19 protein-coding genes are annotated in these 20117 nt (G+C 63.9%); 12 read left to right on the forward strand and 7 right to left on the reverse strand.

The features are described from left to right. Positions 1-138: 138 nt before the first annotated feature. The gene (locus D6Z43_RS01890) at positions 139-1059 is read right to left on the reverse strand and encodes a LysR family transcriptional regulator (protein ID WP_120650027.1); all 921 of its coding nucleotides are present in this window, start codon (positions 1057-1059) and stop codon (positions 139-141) included. Between the two features lie 230 nt (positions 1060-1289). On the opposite strand from D6Z43_RS01890, the gene D6Z43_RS01895 reads away from it, so the two are divergent. The 10 genes from D6Z43_RS01895 (at position 1290) to D6Z43_RS01940 (ending at position 12904) form a co-directional block, all read left to right on the forward strand. Then, a complete protein-coding gene (locus D6Z43_RS01895) occupies positions 1290-2780 on the forward strand; it encodes an aldehyde dehydrogenase (protein WP_120650028.1) in 1491 nt (496 codons plus the stop codon). A gap of 154 nt (positions 2781-2934) precedes the next feature. Then, positions 2935-3987, forward strand: a complete 1053-nt coding sequence (locus tag D6Z43_RS01900; RefSeq protein WP_120650029.1) for an ABC transporter substrate-binding protein — start codon at positions 2935-2937, stop codon at positions 3985-3987. Between the two features lie 146 nt (positions 3988-4133). Next, positions 4134-5537 carry an APC family permease gene (locus tag D6Z43_RS01905; RefSeq protein WP_120650030.1) on the forward strand — a complete coding sequence of 468 codons (1404 nt, stop codon included), beginning with the start codon at positions 4134-4136 and terminating at the stop codon, positions 5535-5537. A 215-nt stretch (positions 5538-5752) separates the two neighbouring features. After that, the gene (locus D6Z43_RS01910; RefSeq protein ID WP_120650031.1) at positions 5753-7135 is read left to right on the forward strand and encodes an aspartate aminotransferase family protein; all 1383 of its coding nucleotides are present in this window, start codon (positions 5753-5755) and stop codon (positions 7133-7135) included. Positions 7136-8056: 921 nt separating this feature from the next. Continuing rightward, positions 8057-8971 carry a transporter gene (locus tag D6Z43_RS01915; RefSeq protein ID WP_120650032.1) on the forward strand — a complete coding sequence of 305 codons (915 nt, stop codon included), beginning with the start codon at positions 8057-8059 and terminating at the stop codon, positions 8969-8971. Between the two features lie 81 nt (positions 8972-9052). Then, positions 9053-10783, forward strand: coding sequence for an FAD-dependent oxidoreductase (locus tag D6Z43_RS01920; protein ID WP_120650033.1), 1731 nt, complete (start codon positions 9053-9055; stop codon positions 10781-10783). A gap of 33 nt (positions 10784-10816) precedes the next feature. Further along, positions 10817-11197 (forward strand): cytochrome c family protein, encoded by a 381-nt coding sequence (locus tag D6Z43_RS01925; RefSeq protein ID WP_120650034.1) that lies wholly within the window; start codon positions 10817-10819, stop codon positions 11195-11197. 26 nt (positions 11198-11223) lie between these two features. Continuing rightward, a complete protein-coding gene (locus tag D6Z43_RS01930; protein ID WP_120650035.1) occupies positions 11224-11682 on the forward strand; it encodes a nuclear transport factor 2 family protein in 459 nt (152 codons plus the stop codon). Between the two features lie 70 nt (positions 11683-11752). Beyond that, positions 11753-11989 carry a twin-arginine translocase TatA/TatE family subunit gene (gene tatA / locus D6Z43_RS01935; protein WP_120650036.1) on the forward strand — a complete coding sequence of 79 codons (237 nt, stop codon included), beginning with the start codon at positions 11753-11755 and terminating at the stop codon, positions 11987-11989. A 117-nt stretch (positions 11990-12106) separates the two neighbouring features. Further along, entirely contained in the window at positions 12107-12904 is a 798-nt protein-coding gene (locus D6Z43_RS01940) for an SDR family oxidoreductase (protein WP_120650037.1), read from the forward strand. A gap of 71 nt (positions 12905-12975) precedes the next feature. On the opposite strand, the gene D6Z43_RS01945 is transcribed toward D6Z43_RS01940, so the two are convergent. Further along, positions 12976-13320 (reverse strand): cupin domain-containing protein, encoded by a 345-nt coding sequence (locus D6Z43_RS01945; RefSeq protein ID WP_077523605.1) that lies wholly within the window; start codon positions 13318-13320, stop codon positions 12976-12978. Between the two features lie 225 nt (positions 13321-13545). Between D6Z43_RS01945 and D6Z43_RS01950 the strand changes: the two genes are divergently transcribed. Beyond that, on the forward strand, positions 13546-14241 hold the full coding sequence (locus D6Z43_RS01950) for a lipopolysaccharide kinase InaA family protein (protein WP_120650038.1): 696 nt from the start codon (positions 13546-13548) through the stop codon (positions 14239-14241). Positions 14242-14251: 10 nt separating this feature from the next. Here D6Z43_RS01950 and D6Z43_RS01955 read toward each other — a convergent pair whose 3' ends face one another. Then, positions 14252-15196: a LysR family transcriptional regulator gene (locus D6Z43_RS01955; protein ID WP_120650039.1), complete on the reverse strand. Its 945-nt coding sequence runs from the start codon at positions 15194-15196 to the stop codon at positions 14252-14254. A 75-nt stretch (positions 15197-15271) separates the two neighbouring features. Here D6Z43_RS01955 and D6Z43_RS01960 point away from each other — a divergent pair, with 75 nt between their 5' ends. Next, on the forward strand, positions 15272-16321 hold the full coding sequence (locus D6Z43_RS01960) for a Gfo/Idh/MocA family protein (protein WP_120650040.1): 1050 nt from the start codon (positions 15272-15274) through the stop codon (positions 16319-16321). A gap of 30 nt (positions 16322-16351) precedes the next feature. Here the strand turns inward: D6Z43_RS01960 and D6Z43_RS01965 are convergent, their stop codons facing one another. The 4 genes from D6Z43_RS01965 to potE all read right to left on the reverse strand — a co-directional run bounded on the left by D6Z43_RS01965 (position 16352) and on the right by potE (position 20080). Continuing rightward, positions 16352-16681: an Ada metal-binding domain-containing protein gene (locus D6Z43_RS01965; RefSeq protein WP_120650041.1), complete on the reverse strand. Its 330-nt coding sequence runs from the start codon at positions 16679-16681 to the stop codon at positions 16352-16354. Next, positions 16678-17742, reverse strand: a complete 1065-nt coding sequence (gene ada / locus D6Z43_RS01970; RefSeq protein WP_120650042.1) for a bifunctional DNA-binding transcriptional regulator/O6-methylguanine-DNA methyltransferase Ada — start codon at positions 17740-17742, stop codon at positions 16678-16680. The genes D6Z43_RS01965 and ada overlap by 4 nt, the downstream gene beginning before the upstream one ends. 95 nt (positions 17743-17837) lie before the next feature. After that, entirely contained in the window at positions 17838-18734 is an 897-nt protein-coding gene (locus D6Z43_RS01975) for an amino acid ABC transporter substrate-binding protein (protein WP_120650043.1), read from the reverse strand. Further along, positions 18731-20080, reverse strand: coding sequence for a putrescine-ornithine antiporter (gene potE, locus D6Z43_RS01980; protein ID WP_120650044.1), 1350 nt, complete (start codon positions 20078-20080; stop codon positions 18731-18733). The genes D6Z43_RS01975 and potE overlap by 4 nt, the downstream gene beginning before the upstream one ends. Positions 20081-20117 lie beyond the last annotated feature (37 nt).

A 20117-nucleotide genomic window follows, 5' to 3' on the forward strand; every position in this document is an offset into this window, starting at 1 on the left:
TACCGAAGATGCAGGCGTGTGCAGGGTGGAAAGCGTTTTTCTTTCCGCCATTTTCGAGTGGGAGCGACCTCGATCGCGAACGAATTCGCTCCCACGAAGCAGGTGGTGATCGTTGGGCTTCGCTGCGCTCTGACCAACCTACGGAGTGTCATGAGTTTTTTGCGCCAGGCGCTCACGGCAGAAGTCGACGAATAGCTGCGCCGGCTTGGTCAATTGGCCGCGCTTGAGGCGGGCGGCTACCAGGCCGGAGGTGGCGACGGGTTCGGTGATATCGACAGTGACCACCTTCTTGCCGTCGTAGGTGCATTCCGAATGGGGGCGGGTGACCAGCAGGGAGAAGCCGAAGCCCTGGCCGACCATGCCGCGCACCATCTCGATCGACGGCGAGCTGAAGACGATGTTGGGTGTCAGGCCCAGCTCGTGGAACAGGCTGACGAAGTAGGTTCGGCTCGGCTGCACGTCCAGCAGGATCATCGGCTCCAGGCAGAGGTCGCGCAGAGAGACTTGGGCTTGCTTGGCGAAGCGGTGGTTCTCTGGCAGCAGGGCATACGGCTTCTGCGGCGGCATCAGCGGTTCGGTGGCGATGGTGCTGTCCAGATCGTGTTCGTAGAGGAAGGCAAGGTCGAAGGTGCCGGCAGTCAGGCCTTGCACCAGTTCCTGCTGCTCCCCGTCGCGGATGCGGATGTCGACGCCGGGATACTGCTCACGAAACCCGGCGATGAGCTGGGGCAGGTAGAGCGGGGCGACGGTCTCGAAACAGCCGATGTCGATCTGTCCGGCGACGATGTCGTTGTCGGCCAGGGCGTTCTGTTCGAACTCGCGAGCCACACGCAGCAGCTCCTGGGCCTTTTCGTAGAAACGCGTGCCGCTTGGCGTCAGGGACACGCCTTGGGCGTGATGGCGGATGAACAGCTGTACGCCGAAGCTTTCTTCCAGGCCCTTGATGGCGGTGGAGATGGACGGCTGGGCGATGTACAGCTTGCGCGAAGCTTCGGCCACGCTGCCAGCTTCCACGGTCGTCACGAAATACTTGAGTTGTCGCAAGGTATAGGTAGCCACGGGCACCTCTGCTTGTTGGCCGCCTGCGCGCGTGCGGGTGGCTCTTTGTGCTTGTCGTTGTGGGGTGAACATTACCCCAGGCAGCACCTGCGAGGCCGCATGGGCTGCCGAGTTTTTTCATATGACTCGAGCATATTTTTAATAATTTTCCTCTGCCGGAAGCTGGCGCAACATCTGCCTCGACCCGAAAAACAACATGACCGCGAAGACGGTCGATCTGGGAGTGCAGCGTGTTCGATCTCGGCTATTGGCAGCAAAAGGCTGCCCGGCAAGCATTCAACGACAGGGCGCTGATCGGTGGCCGGCAGGTGGCCGCTGCTTCCGGTGCCACCTTCGACTCGATCAACCCGGCCACCAACCAACTGCTGGCCCGTGTCGCCGCCTGTGGCGAGGCCGAGGTGGACCTGGCGGTCAGCACTGCACGCCGCGCCTTCAACGAAGGCGCCTGGGCGCGCATGGCCCCGGCAGAACGCAAGAAGGTGCTGCTGCGTCTCTCCGAGCTGATGCTGAACCACCGTGAAGAACTGGCCCTGCTGGATTCCCTGAACATGGGCAAGCCGGTGATGGACGCCTACAACATCGACGTACCGGGCGCCGCGCACGTGTTTGCCTGGTACGGCGAGGCCCTGGACAAGCTCTACGACCAGGTCGCGCCTACCGCGCCGAATGCCCTGGCCACCATCACCCGCGAAGCGCTGGGCGTGGTCGCCGCCGTGGTGCCCTGGAACTTCCCCCTCGACATGGCTGCCTGGAAGCTGGCCCCGGCCCTGGCCGCCGGTAACAGCGTGGTACTGAAACCCGCCGAGCAGTCGCCGTTCTCCGCCCTGCGCCTGGCTGAGCTGGCGCTGGAGGCCGGACTGCCGGAAGGCGTGCTGAACGTGGTGCCGGGTCTGGGCGAGAGCGCCGGCAAGGCCCTTGGCCTGCACCCGGATGTGGATTGCCTGGTGTTCACCGGCTCCACCCAGGTGGGCAAGTACTTCATGCAGTACTCGGCCCAGTCCAACCTCAAGCAGGTCTGGCTGGAATGCGGCGGCAAGAGCCCGAACCTGATCTTCGAGGATTGCCGCGACCTGGACCTGGCCGCCGAGAAGGCCGCCTTCGGCATCTTCTTCAACCAGGGCGAGGTCTGCTCGGCCAACTCGCGGCTCTACGTGCAACGTTCCATTCGCGACGAGTTCATCGAGCGCCTTTTGGCCAAGGCCCGCGACTGGATGCCCGGCGATCCGCTGGACCCGGCCAGCCGTGCCGGCGCTATCGTCGATGCCGGGCAGACCGCGCGCATCATGGCCTTCATCGAAGGGGCGCAAGGGGAGGGGGCACAACTGCTCGCCGGTGGCCGTCGCCTGACTTTCAACGGCTCCAGCAACTTCGTCGAACCGACCGTCTTCGCCGACGTGCACAGCGACATGCAGCTGGCCCGGGAAGAAGTGTTCGGCCCGGTGCTGGCCGTCAGTACCTTCGATACCGAGGACGAGGCACTGCGCCTGGCCAATGACAGCATCTACGGCCTGGCTGCTTCGGTGTGGAGCGATGACTTGCATCGCGCTCACAGAGTCGCCCGCGCACTCAAGGCGGGAACGGTGTCGGTGAACACGGTGGACGCTCTGGACGTCACCGTACCCTTCGGCGGCGGCAAGCAGTCCGGTTTCGGCCGCGACCTTTCGCTGCATTCCTTCGACAAGTACAGCCAACTGAAGACCACCTGGTTCCAGCTGCGCTGAGGTCGCCCTGACGACCCGGCCGCGTGCTCCTGCGGTGCGCGGCCGTCCACAACAAGAAATCCAATCCCGTGCGTGGTGCACGCATGGGCTCTGGCCTCCTGGCCACGACTGCCTCAGCAACTGACCACAACTTACAAGTAGTGAGGGAGTTTCCATGCTCAAGTCCTTCCCGTGCATCCGTGCCACCCTCGGTTTCGCCCTGCTGGCCACTGCCAGCGTGCCGGCCCTGGCCCAATCCTCCAGCCTTACCGTGATTTCCTTCGGTGGCGCCACCAAGGCCGCTCAGGATGCGGCCTATTTCAAACCCTTCGAACAGAGCGGCGCCGGCAAGGTGGTGGCCGGTGAGTACAACGGCGAGCTGTCCAAGGTGAAGGCCATGGTGGACATCGGCCAGGTCACCTGGGACGTGGTGGAAGTGGAAAGCCCCGAACTGCTGCGCGGTTGCGAAGAGGGCTTGTTCGAACGCATGGACCCGGCCGTGCTCGGCGAATCCGCCAGCTACATGCCCGGCACTGTCAGCGAGTGCGGGGTGGCCAGCTACGTCTGGTCCATGGTGCTGGCCTACAACTCCGACAAGCTGGCCAGTGCACCCAGCTCCTGGGCGGACTTCTGGGACACCCAGCGCTTCCCCGGCAAGCGTGGCCTGCGCAAGGGCGCCAAGTACACCCTGGAAGCGGCGCTGCTGGCCGACGGGGTGAAGCGCGAAGACCTCTACAAGGTGCTGGAAACCCCGGACGGGGTCGCGCGTGCCTTCCGCAAACTGGATGAAATCAAGCCGCACATCCAGTGGTGGGAAGCCGGTGCCCAGCCGCCGCAATGGCTGGTGGCTGGCGATGTGGTGATGTCCGCTGCCTACAACGGCCGCATCGCCGCCGCCCAGAAAGAAGGCTCGAAGCTCGCCATTGTCTGGAACGGCAACCTCTACGACCCGGACCACTGGGCCATCGTACGCGGCAGCCCGAACAAGGCGCTTGCCGAACGCTTCATCGCCTTCGCCAGCCAGGCGCAGACGCAGCAGGTCTTCTCCAGCCAGATCCCCTACGGCCCGGTCCACAAGGACGCCCTGGCCGCCTTGCCCGCCGCCACCCAGGCGCAGTTGCCCACCGCGCCGGCCAACCTGGCCGAGGCGCAATTGGTCAGCGCGGAGTTCTGGGTCAACCACGGCGAGGAGCTGGAGGAGCGCTTCAACGCCTGGGCGGCACGTTGAACATTGCGCCCCGCAGACGCCGGAAGTGCGGCGAGCGGGCGGGGCGTGACTGGCGGGGCCGGACCTTACCGCGCCCTGCACTACCAGCGCTCGTCGGTGGTTACGGCCGGGCGGGCCAATAACAAGTACAAGATCGGGAGAATGTCATGAGTGCAAGTGTGTCCGTTCCTGCCCATGGGCAGGTCGAAGAGGGTGGATTCCGCCGCGTGCTAGGCCTTGGCGCGCTATTGGCGGTGGCCATCGGCCTGGTGGTGTCCCAGGGTGTGATGGTGCTGATGCTGCAGGGCGCCGGTTTCTCCGGGTTGGGCTTCATCGTCCCGCTGGGGCTGGCCTACCTTCTGGCCCTGAGCTACGCGTTTTCCTTCTCAGAGCTGTCGCTGATGATTCCCCGTGCCGGCGGCCTTTCCAGCTACACCGAGGTTGCCCTCGGGCATTTCCCGGCCATCCTGGCGACTTTCTCCGGCTATGTGGTGGTGGCGATGTTCGCCTTGTCGGCCGAACTGCTGCTGCTCGACCTGATCGTCGGCAAGGTCTATCCGGGTGTGTTCCCGCCCTTCAGCGTGGCCTTCGGCGTGCTCGGCCTGTTCACCGTGCTCAACCTGATGGGCATCGACATCTTCGCCAAGCTGCAAACCGCCCTGGCGGTGGTGATGGTGATCGTGTTGCTGGTGCTGGGCCTGGCCGCCGTCGTTGAAGGCGCGCCCACCGAAACCGCCAGCACCGTGCTGCACGGCGACTGGAACCCCATGGGAGCGGGTGTGCTGACCCTTACCGCACTGGCCGTGTGGGGCTTCGTCGGCGCAGAGTTCGTCTGCCCGCTGGTGGAGGAAACCAAGCGTCCAGAGCGCAACATCCCGCGTTCGATGATCATCGGCCTGACCGTCATCTTCATCACCATTGCGCTCTACTGCCTGGGTGCACTGTTCATGGTGCCCACCGAGGCCCTGACCACCGACGCGCTGCCGCATTACCTGTTCGCCACCACGGTGTTCGGCAAGGCGGGTGAAGTGTTCCTGGTGATCGCCGCGGTCACCGCCACCTGCAGCACCCTGAACACCTCGCTGGCGGCCATCCCGCGCATGCTCTATGGCATGGCGCAGAACGGCCAGGCTTTCCCGCAGTTCAAGCTGCTCAGCCCGCGCGCCCGCACGCCTTGGGTGGCAGTACTGTTCGTGGCCGCCATTACCGGCCTGCCGATTCTGGTCATGGGCCAGGATGCCGCCTCCATCAACCTGCTGCTGCTCGCCGCGGCCCTGGCCTGGCTGCTGGCCTACATCATCGTGCACCTGGATGTGATCGCCCTGCGTCGCCGTTACCCGGCTATCGCCCGCCCCTTCAGCACGCCGTTTTACCCGCTGCCGCAGCTGTTCGGCATCGTGGGCATGCTTTACGCCATCTGGTATGCCTCGCCAAGCCCGGACATGACCGGCAAGATTTTCGGCATTGCCGGTGTGGTGCTGGCGCTGGTGTCGCTGATTGCCGTGGTCTGGATCAAGGTCGTGATGCGCAAGGACCTGTTCCGCCCTGAACCGCTGGAGCAGACCCAGTGATACGTCGCGACTGAACGCAGGGTCGGGCGACATGCAGTTCGTCGCCCGGATACCTGTCCGCCTGCCCGGCACCCGGCCGGGCATCGGGCGCCTGGGCGCTCGGCGGGCAGGGCAGCTTTTTCATATAGCGCGAAGACAAATTTAGTATTTTCGCTGCCCATCGGCTTCGGCCAGCATCGGTATCACTGAATACCGGGACGAGGAGACCCTTGACAATGAACGCTCAATTCCAGGCCCAACGCGAAACCCGTGACTACCAGGCAGCAGATGCGGCCCACCACATCCATGCCTTCCTCGACCAGAAGGCGCTGAACGCCGAAGGGCCGCGGGTGATCGTTGGCGGTGAGCGCCTCCACCTCTGGGACAACGACGGCAAGCGTTACCTCGACGGCATGTCCGGCTTGTGGTGCACCAACCTCGGCTACGGCCGCAAGGATCTCACCGCAGCCGCTACCCGCCAGCTGGAGCAGTTGCCGTACTACAACATGTTCTTCCACACCACCCACCCGGCGGTGGTGGAACTGTCCGAGCTGCTCTTCAGCCTGCTGCCGGGCCACTACAGTCACGCCATATACACCAACTCCGGTTCGGAAGCGAACGAGGTGCTGATCCGCACCGTGCGCCGCTACTGGCAGATCCTCGGCAAGCCCGAGAAGAAGATCATGATCGGCCGCTGGAACGGCTACCACGGCTCCACCCTGGGCGCCACGGCCCTGGGCGGGATGAAGTTCATGCACGAAATGGGCGGCATGCTGCCGGACATCGCGCACATCGACGAGCCTTACTACTTCGCCAACGGCGGCGACCTGACGCCGGAAGAGTTCGGCCTGCGTGCCGCGCGTCAGCTGGAGGAGAAAATCCTCGAGCTGGGCGCCGACAAGGTGGCCGCTTTCGTCGCCGAACCCTTCCAGGGTGCGGGTGGCATGATCTTCCCGCCGGAAACCTACTGGCCGGAAATCCAGCGCATCTGCCGCAAGTACGACGTGCTGCTGTGCGCCGATGAAGTGATCGGTGGCTTTGGCCGCACCGGCGAGTGGTTCGCCCACCAGCACTTCGGCTTCGAGCCGGACACCCTGTCCATCGCCAAGGGCCTGACCTCCGGCTACATCCCCATGGGCGGCCTGATCCTCAGCAAACGCATGGCCGAGGTCCTGGTGGAGCAGGGCGGTGTGTTCGCCCACGGCCTGACCTACTCAGGGCATCCGGTGGCGGCGGCGGTGGCCATCGCCAACCTCAAGGCGCTGCGTGATGAAGGCGTGGTCGCCCAGGTGAAGGCTGACACCGGCCCGTACCTGCAACAGTGCCTGCGCGAAGTGTTCGGCAACCACCCGCTGGTGGGGGATATCCAGGGCGCCGGTCTGGTTGCTGCCCTGCAGTTCGCCGAAGACAAGGCCACTCGCAAGCGCTTCGCCAATGAGAACGACATCGCCTGGCGCTGCCGCACCATTGGCTTCGAGGAAGGGCTGATCATCCGCTCCACCCTCGGCCGCATGATTATGGCGCCGGCCCTCGTGGCCACTCGCAGCGAGATCGACGAGCTGGTGAGCAAGACGAAAATCGCGGTGGATCGCACCGCGCAGGAGCTGGGACGTCTCTGACGCCCACTAAGGAGCGCCGGCGACCAGGGCCGGCGGTCCTCTACCACAGCTGCTAGGCAGTGTTACGGCGCTCGGGATTGCTGCCCGCGCGCCGTTTTTTTTGGAGCAGGGCCACTCCGTAGCGGCGAAATCATTTAGGCCGTGGTCATGCGTCACCCGCTCAACCAGTGAAGACCCTGCGAGGTGCGGAAGTCGCCAGGGAGGGTGGGCGTTGCGGGTAGGTTGCGCTGTGCCCACCAGCGATGTCGTGCCGAATCTTTCGCCAGTTCTCTCGTTGCCTTCCTGCGGCCTGCCTGGAGATTCAAATCCCCGTACAAGCCTGACTCGATGCAAAACCGGTTCGATCATCGACCGCCTCATCACCTGCCACCAACCTGGCCGGACCGCTCCAATTCCCCCGCCATCCCCATCCCAGAAGCCCTGCGCGCCCGGGTTGTCGTACCGGTGCCCATTGTTCGCGAACCGCGAACACTCATATCGCTGAAAGCGGCATTGTTGGTGCGCCGAGCCTTTTGTAGCTTGACCTTGCCGTACGAGCCGCGCCGCATTGCGGGGTGGCTTCGGCAGGACATGCTGGGCTGCCTCCCATTGCATGTCGCTGCCGACGGACACAGGCAAACGTATAACAACAAGGTCAATGCCATGCGTGCCCACTCACCTCGCGTCCAATCGATTCCGTATGAAGCCCATCTCCCTGCCGCCTCCCTGCGAGCGCGACACGGGGTTCCATTGCGTGTCCATCTGGCCGCACACCTGCGCGGCGCCTAGCTGATGGCCGGCCCAGGCGGAGTTTCATCGCCCACCGGCTGACGCCGTTTCCACAGCCCGATCCACAGCAGATGCCCCATCGAGCGACCCACGAGGTTGCGCGAGCGGGAGACGTTTGTCCCAAAAACAAGAACTCCAGCAGGAACGTCCAGAATGCGCGTCAACAACAGCCGGGTTACTCCCGTGGCGCTGAGCACGCTGGTGCTCGGTAGCGGTCTCCTCTCCACTTGGTATGCCCAGGCATCGGGCATCCCCTTTGCGGGCAACCGGCCGCAGAGTTTCCAGTTCAGCTCCGACTTTACCGAACCCTACGATTCCTTCGGCCAGTACGTGCAGTGGAACGACGACAGCAAGCGCTTCGACGAGCACGGCGACAAGGTCAAGGGCAGCGGCACCGATACCTATGTCGGCCTCTCCTCGCTGCTGCACTACTGGAAGGTCGATGGGTTGCCGAACAACGGCTTCATCGCCAGCGTCACCGTGCCGGAAGTGGCGGTACGCGGTAATGGCGTACGTGTCAGCGGCCTGGGCGATCCCCTGGTCGGTGGGCTGGTCTGGTACAACCCGACGCCCCTGCGCACCCTGGGCGCCCAGGCCTATGTGCAGTTGCCTGTCGGCGCTGACTCGGTCAGCAGCGACACGTATTCCTTCTGGCCCTCGCTGTTCTACAACGAGTGGTTTGGCAAGGTGAACATCGACCTTCTGGTCGGCGGAATCCTCCGTGGCGATGGCCCCCATGGCACCGAACCGGGCGACACCTTCCACGCCAACCTGCGCCTTGGCTACAACGTGATCGACCGGCCCACGTACCAGGTCACGCCCTTCTTCAGCTATGACCACCAGAAGACCTGGGAATCCGACGACCGCTCCGGACAGGCTATTCCCTACTCGGAATCCGATGAGACCGCCCTGGGCGCCGGCGTGCTGTTCCAGCTCAAGCCCGGCATCCAGAGCCTCTACGCGCAGAAGATGTGGGACCAGGTGTCCCTGCATTACTCCAGGGGCGTAGAGGGCAAGAACACCGCCGTCACCGACGGCCTGTTCCTGCAGCTCTGGCACTACTGGTAACCCGCCCGTACCCATCCCCTCCGTTCACCCCGGCGTCCCCGATGGATCGCCGGGGCCTTCAATCCACCTGGAGAGTCGACCATGAACGACGAACAACAGAAGCTCGCCACGTCGCGACGCAACTTCATCAAGGCCGCTGGTGCCGGTACTGCCGCCATGGCACTGGGTGGCCTGGTGGCCGGCAAGGCCGGTGCCGCCGAACAGCCGTTCGACAGCGAACACGACATCGTGGTCTGTGGCGGGGGAGGCGGCGGCCTGCCCACCGCACTGTTCGCCCGCTGGCTGGGCAATGACGTGGTCATCCTGGAAAAGGCCGCGAGTCCGGGTGGAACCGCCGCCAAGGCCGCGTTCTGGTATTGGGTGCCGAACAACAAGGCCATGCGCGACGCCGGCATGAGCGATCCCAAGCCTGATTTCCTCCGTTACGTGGCGCGTCTGACCCGGCCGCAGTCCTACGACCCCGCGTTGCCCAAGCTGGGCTTGAGTGACTGGGAATACGAAATGTGCGAGGCAATCTACGACAGCGCTTCGCCCGCTGCCGAATTGCTGGCAGAGAAGGATGCGTTGCCGTATCGCCACTGCGCCGACGTGCCGGACTACTGGTGCGAAATTCCCGAGGACAAGGCGCCCAAGGGCCGCGTGCTGGTGCCGCGTGATGCGCGCCCGAGCATGTCCGACGGTGGTCGCGTGGCGATTCGCACGCTGACCGCCGCCGCCCGCCGCGATGGTGTGGCGATTCGCACCGGGCAGCGCGTGGTGAAGGTCATCACCAACGACCAGGGCGCCGCCATTGGCGTGGAAGTGGAGACCGAGGAAGGCACTCGACTGCGGGTGCGTGCCCGCAAGGCCGTGATCTTTGCCAGTGGCGGCTTCACCCACGATCCGGAAATGCGCCGCAACTTCCTCTACGCCCCGGTATACGGCGGTTGCGCCACCCTGACCAACGAAGGTGACTTCATCCGTATCGCCAGTGATCTGGGTGTGCAGCTGCGCAACATGAATTACGCCTGGCACTGCCCGATTCTGCTGGAGAAGGCCGTGGCCAAGGATGGCTCCATGTCCGGCATCTTCACCATGACCGGTGATTCCATGCTGATGGTGAACAAGTACGGCAAGCGCGTGGTGAACGAGAAGACCGTTTACAACGAACTGGTGCCGAGCTTCTTCCAATGGGATGGGAACAAGGCCGAGTACCCCAACCTGGTCATGCTCTCCATCTGGGACCAACGCGCCCAGACCTACTGCGCCAGCGACGAATACGGCTCACCGATCGTGCCGGCAGGGGGCAACGACCGCCACGTGATCAAGGGGGACACCCTGGAAGGGCTGGCTCGCGCCATCAGTGAACGCCTGGAGAAATACCACTCCGAAACCGGTGGGATGAAGCTCTCGGCAGACTTCCTCGACAACCTGAAGGCCAGCATTGCGCGCTTCAACGACCTGGCCAGCAGCGGCAAGGACACCGACTTCCAGCGTGGCGAGCTGGCGGTAGAGCAGCTCTTCAACGGCAGCGTGAAACCGGGCGAGACCCGCAGCAACCCCACGATGCACCCGCTGGCGGGGGAGGGCCCTTACTACGCAGCCCTCATTACCGGCGGCAACCTGGATACCAAGGGCGGCCCCAAGACCAACTCCCACGGCCAGGTGCTGGACAGCGCCAACCAGCCCATCCCCGGGCTCTACGGCGTTGGTAACTGCGTGGCATCGGCATCCGGACGGGCCTACTGGGCAGGCGGCGCGACCCTCGGACCGATCCTGGCCTTCGCCTACCGGGCCGCGAACCAGGCTCACCTCGAACCCCGCAAGGCATGACCGGCCTGATCCATCACTCGCGAGGCAAAGACGATGCGAAACCTTCTTGAAACCGGACTGACCTTGGCCCTTCTGCTCGCCGCAAGTGGTGCGGCGCAGGCCGACGACCAGGCGATCGCCGAAAAACTGGCCACCAATCATTGTGCGGTTTGCCACACCTTCAAGCAGGGTGAACCCCATGGGCAGGGACCGAACCTGTACGGCCTGCTCGGCCGCAAGGCCGCCAGCGCCCCCGGCTTCACCTATTCGGACGGCTTCCGCCAGGCCATGGCGGACAAGACCTGGGACGACCAACTGCTCGACGCCTGGCTGACCGATACCCAGACGGTCGCGCCGGGCAACGCCATGACCTATTTCCAGGACGATCCTGCCAAGCGCGCCCGGATCATCCAGTACGTCCAGTCCCTGCACTGATCCCATTACCCAACCGGAAGAGATTCATGCTCAGCACACAGACCATGACTGACGAGCAGCGCAAATCGGTTGCGCTGGAATACCTGAAGGCTTTCGACAACGGCGGCATCACGTCCACTGGCGGCAGCATCCTCGACCTGTTCGCCGAGGATGCCCAGGTGCTGTTCCCCAAGTGGGGGCTGGCCACCGGCCGCGACCAGATCGGCAAGATGTTCGGTGACCTCGGTAGCCGTCTGAAGTCCATTACCCATGACTACTCGCACTTCAACTGGATCTTCTCCGGCAGCGACCTGGTGGTCTGCGAAGGCACCAGCTACGGCGAGCACGTCGATGGCCCCTGGAGAGCCGGCGTGCCCAGCTGGGGTGCCGGGTACTGGTGCGACGTGTTCGAGATCCGCGACTGGAAGATCCAGCGCTGCTTCATCTATCTCGACCCGGACTACGGCGGCCGCGATGCCGCGCGTTATCCCTGGCTGAACCAGTGACGAAAAGGGTGGGCTTCTTCCTTGAAGCCCGCCCCCTGGAACCACTGACCCCCTTTTGAGGAGCCACCCCATGGGCATCACCGACTGGAAGCATTGGCTGGTCATCATCATCGTCGCCGTACTGCTGTTCGGCACCAAACGCCTCAAGACCCTCGGCCCGGACCTGGGAGAGACCATCAAGGGCTTTCGCCGCGCCATGGCGCCCACAGAAAGGGATGCTTCGTCCATCGACCAGGAATCGGCACAGCCATCAGCGCCAGTGGTTGCAAGTGCTCCAGAGGTTTCAGCGACTACACGAAACCTTTGAAACCTCCCGGAAGGACCGGGTGACGAACGGTGGGAAAGCTCATATTGCGCATGTAATATTATGAGTGTAATTTAAGTTCACCGCTCGATCACGAGCACCTTTCCCGGAGACAGAACCATGAGCGAACAGAAGCACCAAGGCGTTGCCCTGATCACAGGCGCGTCCACTGGCATCGGCGCCACCTATGCCAAGCGCCTGGCCGAACGGGGCCATGACCTGCTGCTGGTCGCCCGTGACCAGGGTCGCCTGGAAGAGCTGGCCGCCAAGCTGCGCGAAACCGCTGGAGTGAAGGTGGAAGTGCTGAAGGCCGACCTGACCGACAGGTCCGACCTGACCCGCGTAGCGCATCGCCTTCGCAGCGATGTCGCCATCAGCGTGCTGGTGAACAACGCCGGCGTGGCCGTCAGTGGCAGCCTGCTGGACACCGACCTCGACCGCTTCGACGCCATGATCCAGCTCAACGTGGTAGCCGTGACCCACCTGGCCGCCGCCGCTGCCGCCAACTTCGTCGCCCAGGGGCGCGGCACCATCATCAACATCGCCTCGGTACTGGCGCTGGCACCGGAAATGTTCAATGGCACCTACAGCGGCACCAAGGCATTCGTGCTCAACCTCAGCCAGTCTCTGAATACGGAAGTCAAAGACAAGGGCGTTCGCGTGCAGGTGGTGCTGCCGGGTGCGACTCGTACCGAGATATGGGAGCGTTCGGGCACCGGTATCGAGAACATCCCGCAGGAAATCCTCATGGACGTGGGCGAAATGGTCGACGCCGCGCTGGCAGGCCTGGAACAGGGCGAGCTGGTAACCATTCCCTCGCTGCCGGACAAGGAGGACTGGGACCGCTTCACTGCAGCCCGCTTCCACATGGCACCGAATCTGTCGCGGTCGAAGGCAGCTGATCGCTACAAGGCCTGATCGGCTCAAGACGGCAAAAGGCCGGGCACATGCCCGGCCTTTTGTTTCGCGAATGAATTCGCTCCTGCATATCAGGCAAATACGAAGTACTTGCGCACCGTTTCCACCACTTCCCAGGTGCCCTTCATGCCCGGCTCGATCACGAATACGTCGCCGGCTTTCAGGTGCTTTGGTTCCTCGCCTTCGGGGGTGATGATGCAGTAGCCGTCCAGGAAGTGGCAGTACTCCCATTTCTCGTAGTTCACCTCGAACTTGCCGGGGGTGCAGATCCAGGTGCCCATGATCTTGCTGCCGTCCTGGGAGAGGTAGGCGTTGAGGTTCACGGTGTGCGGGTCGCCGCCGATACGCTTCCATTTGGTCGCGTCGAGGACGGGGGTAGGGCAGGTTTCGCGCAGAACGGTGATGAAGTCGGACATTTCAGTTCCAAACGATCTGATGAAAGGCCCGTCACCATAGGTCTAACGCCTTATCGGGAGTTGTCTGGATTCGACCTCGAAGTGCCTGTGAACGCGCCGGCAGAACACGCAAAAGGACGCTAACTTGAATCCAGGGGTCGATGTTCCGGCCTCAGGCGGCGGCCCGTGTCGGGTTGCCTTGGCAGTAGCCCGTGGGGCCAGTGCGCTCCATGAGGAGGTGCTCTCATGAACACCCAGTGGTTCAGGCATGACAACGGCGACGCGGAAGGCAGTTTCGACAAGTGGTGGGATACCTACGGCGAGTGGTTCGATTCCCAGGATCAGTTGCTCAGTGGCGAAAGCGGTATCCAACGGCTGCACGCACCGGACGGCCAGGTGCTTTACAGCAAACGCCAGATCAATCACTTCCACCGCGATCTGACCCATCCCTTCGGTGAACCCACCATCCTGCACGAGGCGAAGGCCCTGCAGGCACTGAATCAACTCGGTATCCGCGTACCCCGGGTGGTGTTCAGCGGTGCACGCAAGACGGAAACCGAGTCCCAGGCGCTGCTGGTCACTGAGAGCCTGAACGATTTCATCGGCCTGGATGAGTGGTATGCCCAGCCGGTTTCCACCGGGCTTCGCCAGCAGATGATCCAGCAACTGGCCAATACCGTCGCGCGCATGCACCGAGCTGGCTGGGAGCATGGCCGCCTGTACCCGAAGAACATCTTCGTGAAGGTCACCGGCGAGCAGGAGAAGAAGGTGGAAGTGGCCTTGCTCGGACTGGCCCGAAGCAACCATCGCCTGACTGCCTACAGTGCCGCGAAGCACGACTACGAACTGTTCAAGGAACACCACAAGCCGATGCCGGACGAAGACTGGAAAGCCTTCGCTACGGCTTATCGGGATGTGATGGAAAGCGACTACGTGCCCTAGCGGGCGTGGTTCAGAGGCGGATATCCAGGGCGTGGGGCCCGTGGGCGAGTTGTTCCTGGAGGAAGTCGATGCACAGTTTCACCTTTGCCGAGCCCGAGGCCCGGGCTGCGGTCACCGCCCAGACATCCGCTTTCTGCCAATAGGTCGGTAGCACCTGTACCAGCTTGCCTGCACGTATGCTCGGTGCGGCATCCCATACCGAGGCCATGATCACTCCATGCCCCTCGTGGGCCCATTGGCGCACCACATCGCTGTGGTTGGAGGCCATGGGGCCGGTGACCTTCACGGTTTCCTCTCCATTGGGGCCGGACAGGCGCCACACGCCAAAGCCCAATTCGCGTTCGCGGAACAGCAGGCACTCATGCTGCGCGAGGTCCGCCAGGGTGCGCGGCTGGCCACGTCGCGCCAGGTAGGTGGGGGCGGCGCAGAGCATGCGGTAGCTATCGGCGATCTTGTGGGCGATCAGGTGTGGCTCATGCACCTCGCCCACGCGCAGGTCGATGTCGAAGTTCTCGCCGATCAGGTCAACCCGCCTGTCCAGCAACTCCAGCCAGACTTCCAGGCCTGGATGGCGCTGGCGCAGCAAGGACAGCACCGGCGATACATAGTCCCGCCCCAGACGCAGGCTGGTGGCGATGCGCAACACCCCACGGGGTTCGCCCTTCAGGCCGGACAAGGCCTCCACCATGCCTTCCACGTCCTCGAGGATTTTCTGCGCCCAGGCGAATGCGGCCTCACCGTCAGCGGTGATGTTCACCCGCCGTGTGGTGCGGTTGAACAGCTTGACTCCTAGGGACTCTTCCAGCATCGCGATGCGTTTGCTGACATGGGCAGGAGAGATGCCCAGCTCAGTTGCGCCAGCCACGAAACTGGAGCGCCGTGCCACGGTGCAGAACAGCAACAGGTCGCGGAGGAAGGGATCATTATTCGCTAAAAGCGCATTCTGATTTTTCATGGCGGCTGATTATAGTTCGAATCGTGAATATTAGTCTTTCGATCGACCCTTCCCCACCGGAACAGATCGAACGACATGAACACCTTGCGTATCGCCATTGCCGGCGCCGGCCTGATCGGCCAGCGCCACCTCGAACTCATCCTGGCCAGCCCCACATGCGAACTGGTCGCGCTCGTCGACCCGGCGCCCGCTGCCAGGGATGTCGCCCAGCGTGCCGGCGTGCCGCTGTACCCCTCGCTGGAGGCTTTGTTCGAAACGGAGCGTCCTGACGGCATCATCCTCGCGACCCCCAATCAGTTGCATGTCGAGCAAGCGCTGGTCTGTCTGCAGGCGGGCGTGCCCGCGCTGATCGAGAAGCCCGTGGCCCATACGCTGGAGGAGGGCGAGCGACTACTGGCCGCTTCTGCTGATTCGAAGGTGCCGCTGCTGGTCGGTCATCACCGAGCCCACAGTCCGATCCTCGACCAGGCGCGCGAACTCATCCGCCAGGGCCGCCTTGGCCAACTGGTGGCGGTGATGGGTAGCGCGCTCTTCTACAAGCCGGACGATTACTTCGATGCCGCACCCTGGCGACGCAAGGCCGGCGGCGGACCGGTGCTGATCAACCTGATCCATGAGATCGGCAACCTGCGCTCGTTGTGTGGCGAGATCGTCGCCGTGCAGGCCCTGGCCTCCAGCGCCATCCGTGGTTTTCCGGTGGAAGACACAGTGGCCATCAACCTGCGCTTCGCCAGCGGTGCCCTGGGCAGCTTCCTGCTTTCCGACACCGCGGCGTCGGCGCGTAGCTGGGAGCAGACGTCTCGGGAAAACCGCGACTATCCCAGCTACGATGACGAAGACTGCTACTTGATCGCCGGCACCGTCGGCTCACTGGCGGTGCCTACCATGCGTCTGAAGTGCTATGCGCAGCCGGAAGACCGGTCCTGGTTGAAGCCCTTTACCTGCGAGGTGGCCGAATTGCACCGCGAAGATCCGCTGGCACGGCAACTGGAGCATTTCTGCCAGGTTATTCGCGGCGAGGCGGAGCCCCTGGTGAGTGTGCGTGACGGTTTGCAGAACCTGCGGGTGGTCGAGGCCATCGCCCAGGCGGCGCGAGAGGGCGGGACGGTGATGGTAGCGCCCTAGGGGACCGCTTGCTTGTGGGGGCGATTTCAATCACCAAGGGCGGCGCAGTTGCCCCTTTGGGGGGGGCCGGGTTATCCCTTCGGGCTGCTTGGTGAATGAATTCGCCCCCGACAAGCTCTTCCACTCCCGGTAGGCCTCCTTCATGCACCGGGCACAAGGCCGATACCCCGCCGCCTGCGCCGTCGCTTCATCAAGAAAGAACACCCGCTCCTTCACGTAGCCGCCGCGCGCGATGGTGCGCAGTGCGGTGGGGCAGTCAAGGCGACCGTAGATGCGCGTCCTGCGGTGCCCTCCCAGCGCGCCAGGGGCAGGGCTGGCGTATGGTCGGCCGTCCGCATCCAGCAGGGTCCAGCCGTTCACCTTTCTGCCTCGCGCTCCAGCAAACGGCGCTTGCGCTCCACGCCCCAGCGGTAGCCGGAGAGATTGCCGTCGCTGCGCACCACGCGGTGGCAGGGGATGGCCACCGCCAGGCTATTGGCCGCGCAGGCCTGGGCCACGGCGCGCACGGCGCGGGGCGAGCCGATGCGCACAGCGATATCCGCGTAGCTGGCGGTGCTGCCTGGCGGAATCTCCCGCAGCGCCTGCCAGACCCGCTCCTGGAAGGCCGTGCCGCGTACATCCAGCGGTAGGTCAAGACCCAGTTGCGGAGCCTCGATGAAGCCGATGACCTTGGCCACCAGTTGCTCGAAGTCGCTGTCGCCGCCGATCAGCTGCGCGCGGGGGAATTTGTCCTGCAGGTCGCGCAGCAGGGTATCGGGGTCGTCGCCCAGGAGGATGGCGCAGACGCCGATGTCGCTTTGTGCCACCAGGAAGTGGCCCAGTGAACACTCCCCCAGGGCGAAGCGAATGGCGTTGTTGGCGCCTCCGGCACGGTAGTCGGCCGGCTTCATGCCCAGCACCAGGGTGGAGTCGGCGTAGAAGCGGCTGTTGGAGTTGAAACCGGCGTCGTAGATCACCTCGGTCACCGATGTGTCGGGACCGAGCTGGTCGCGCACCTTGCGCGCACGCCGGGCACGGGCGTAAGCCTTGGGCGTCAGGCCGGTGACTGCCTTGAACACCCGGTGGAAGTGCGAGGCGCTCATGCCCACCGATTCGGCCAGGGCTTCGAGCCCTGGTGCTTCCTCGGCGGTTTCGATCTGCCGGCAGGCGGCCGACACCAGTACCGCATGCTGTGCGGCCAGTTGCGTCATGTCGGCCGCGGCACGGCGGCTGGGTCGGTATCCGGCGGCTTCAGCAGCCTGGGCGCTGTCGAAGAACTCCACGTTCTCCGGGCGCGGAAGTCGCGTGGGGCTGCTGGGACGGCAGTAGATGCCGGTGGTCTTCACCGCGTAAACGAACTGCCGGTCGGCGGCCGGATCGCGGGCCTGCACGGCGGCCCAGCGAGGGTCCTGTTCGATGGCGGTCCTGGCAGAGGGCTTCATGGCGCTATCCGCTTGTGATTCGTTCATGGCAGAGAGTATGCGGGCTGCGTGCCGCCCGCATCCCGGCTCTTGCTATCGAATTCGAGAGCCAGCTCTCAAGGGCGCGAATACACCTTGAACAGCGTTTGGTCCAACTCGCTCGGCGGGCCGAAGTACTTGCTGTAGAGCGGCGTGATGGCACCGGATCGGTAGATCTGGCTCAGCGCCGTATCCACTTGCAGGCGGAAATCCTCGTCGTCCCGGGCCAGCGCCAGGGACACCGGCTCGAACTCGAAACGCCGGTCGAGCACCGTCAGGTTGGTGTTGGCGGTATCCCGCGCCACCAGGCTGCGCAGGATCATTTGGCTGGCGAAGAAGGCGTCCACCTTGCCGTTGGCTACCTGCTCCACGCCCTCGGCGGGGCTGGCCACGGTCTCCAGGTTGACCAGCACTTTAAGCAGGCGCAGCTTCTCCCGCGCCCAGGTCTCCACCAGCGAGCCGCCCTGAACCGCGAAGGTGTGGGCAGACAGACCGCGATTGAGGGTGGCGCGCCAGGTGGGGCCGGTCTGCTCCACTTCGCCATTGAGCACTTTCACCAGCGACAGCGGTGCATCCTTGCGCAGCACGACACCGATCCCGGCGGTGTACACAGGCAGAGAGAAGGCGACCGTCTGGCGGCGCTTCAGGGTTTCCACCATGGGGCTGCAGAGCAGGTCCACGCCGCCGCTTTGCACCACGTCCAGAGCCTTGTCCGGCGCGAGGGGCACGAAGCGTACCTTCATCGCCGCGAGGCCGGGCTGGGTGCGTAATTGGTCGGCCACTTTCTGGCACAGGTCGATGGTGTAGCCAGAGGCCCCTTCTCCCTCGGCGGAGGAGAACGGTGGTTGGTCCGGCAAGTAGCCGAGGGTCAGCGTGCTGCTGGCGCGGATACGGTCGAGCGTCTGGGCCGGGGCCAGCGATGGCAGCAGCAGCGTTAGCAGCAGGGACAGCCAGGAGAGATGCTTGGCGTTCATGCTTTGTCCTCCAGGCCAAGGGCACGCGTGCGCGCGGCGCGCTCTTCAAGGAAACGGTCAGCGATGTAGCCGAACATCAGGTATCCAACTGCGGTAACGATCATGCCGCCGAATACCGCCTCCATGCCTGAGGCGTAGAGCGCATAGAGGCTGTAGGCCATCGCGATGATCAGTACGCCGACGTTGCGATGATGCGGGAAACCCGTTACTCCGGCCTTCTGCATGATCACCAGCAGCGCCGAGAGTGAGGTGATGTAGGGAATGATGTTGGTCACGGCAGCCAGGTTCACCAGTTTGCCGAATTGCTCCGAGGCATTGGGCGAAATGGTCGACACCGCCATGGCGCTTTGCAGGATGGCATTGGCCACCAGCCCGGCAATGGGCGCGCCCAGCAGGGTGACCTTGGCGAACAGCGTCGGGAACATGTGTTGGTCGGCGGTGACCTTGGCCGTCTGTGCCAGGGTGAATTGCCAGCCCAGCAGCGATCCGACGCAGGCCATTACCGCCAGGCCCATGATCACGTCACCCACCAGTGGGTTGAACATCTTCGCGTAGACGAAGGCGAAGGGTGCGCTGGAGTTGGCCAGTTCGGGGTTGGGCACGATGCCCATGATCACCGACGTGGACAGCACGTAGATCACCGCAGCCCCCAGGGTGCCCAGCAGGCAGGCCAGCGGCACGTTGCGCTTGGGGTTCTCCACGGCATCTGAGTTCTGCGCAGCGGATTCCATGCCGAGGAAGGCCCAAAGGGTGAGGGGAATGCTTTGGGTAATGGCGTCGTTGGTGGCGATTCCGTTCGGGTTCCAGGCAGCGCGGAAGATATCGGCGTCGAACCAGAACCAGCCGATCACCGATAGCCCCGCCACCGGGATGATCACGCCCCACACGGTGATCGAGCCGATATGCCCGGTAATCTTCGGCCCGCCGAAGTTGGCCAGGGTGGTCAGCCAGATCAGCCCCACCGCACCGATAAACAACGGGATCGCGCCGCTGCCCAGCCAGGGGAAGAAGGGCGTGAGATAGCCGACGGCGGATATCGCGATGGCCACATTGCCAATGGCCAGTGAGAGGAAATAGAGATAGGAGCAGAGGAAGAAGGCTGACTTGCCGTGGGCTTCTTCGGTATAGGCCGACATCCCGCCCGAGCGGGCACAGAAGATGCCGCACTGGGCGAAGCAGTAGGCGATGGCCATGGAACCCACTGCGGTGATGATCCAGGACAGTAGGGAGATCGCGCCCAACTGCGCCATGCTGGAAGGCAGCATGATGATGCCTGACCCCATCATGTTCACCGCCACCAGGGTGGTAAGCGCGGTCAGGCTCATTTTCTTGCCGGAAGCTGCCATGCTGGAAACCTTTTGAGGGAGATGTCTCCAGAAAGAT

The sequence above is a fragment of the Pseudomonas sp. DY-1 genome (assembly GCF_003626975.1).
Taxonomy (GTDB): Bacteria; Pseudomonadota; Gammaproteobacteria; order Pseudomonadales; family Pseudomonadaceae; genus Metapseudomonas.

Bases quoted from the DNA above. Each gene is read 5' to 3' on its own strand.
- D6Z43_RS01925 (WP_120650034.1), top strand. From the start codon at position 10,817: ATGCGAAACCTTCTTGAAACCGGACTGACCTTGGCCCTTCTGCTCGCC.
- D6Z43_RS01940 (WP_120650037.1), top strand. From the start codon at position 12,107: ATGAGCGAACAGAAGCACCAAGGCGTTGCCCTGATCACAGGCGCGTCC.
- ada (WP_120650042.1), bottom strand. From the start codon at position 17,742: ATGAAGCCCTCTGCCAGGACCGCCATCGAACAGGACCCTCGCTGGGCC.
- D6Z43_RS01950 (WP_120650038.1), top strand. From the start codon at position 13,546: ATGAACACCCAGTGGTTCAGGCATGACAACGGCGACGCGGAAGGCAGT.
- D6Z43_RS01900 (WP_120650029.1), top strand. From the start codon at position 2,935: ATGCTCAAGTCCTTCCCGTGCATCCGTGCCACCCTCGGTTTCGCCCTG.
- D6Z43_RS01955 (WP_120650039.1), bottom strand. From the start codon at position 15,196: ATGAAAAATCAGAATGCGCTTTTAGCGAATAATGATCCCTTCCTCCGC.
- tatA (WP_120650036.1), top strand. From the start codon at position 11,753: ATGGGCATCACCGACTGGAAGCATTGGCTGGTCATCATCATCGTCGCC.
- D6Z43_RS01975 (WP_120650043.1), bottom strand. From the start codon at position 18,734: ATGAACGCCAAGCATCTCTCCTGGCTGTCCCTGCTGCTAACGCTGCTG.
- D6Z43_RS01905 (WP_120650030.1), top strand. From the start codon at position 4,134: ATGAGTGCAAGTGTGTCCGTTCCTGCCCATGGGCAGGTCGAAGAGGGT.
- potE (WP_120650044.1), bottom strand. From the start codon at position 20,080: ATGGCAGCTTCCGGCAAGAAAATGAGCCTGACCGCGCTTACCACCCTG.
- D6Z43_RS01945 (WP_077523605.1), bottom strand. From the start codon at position 13,320: ATGTCCGACTTCATCACCGTTCTGCGCGAAACCTGCCCTACCCCCGTC.
- D6Z43_RS01920 (WP_120650033.1), top strand. From the start codon at position 9,053: ATGAACGACGAACAACAGAAGCTCGCCACGTCGCGACGCAACTTCATC.
- D6Z43_RS01915 (WP_120650032.1), top strand. From the start codon at position 8,057: ATGCGCGTCAACAACAGCCGGGTTACTCCCGTGGCGCTGAGCACGCTG.
- D6Z43_RS01960 (WP_120650040.1), top strand. From the start codon at position 15,272: ATGAACACCTTGCGTATCGCCATTGCCGGCGCCGGCCTGATCGGCCAG.
- D6Z43_RS01910 (WP_120650031.1), top strand. From the start codon at position 5,753: ATGAACGCTCAATTCCAGGCCCAACGCGAAACCCGTGACTACCAGGCA.
- D6Z43_RS01930 (WP_120650035.1), top strand. From the start codon at position 11,224: ATGCTCAGCACACAGACCATGACTGACGAGCAGCGCAAATCGGTTGCG.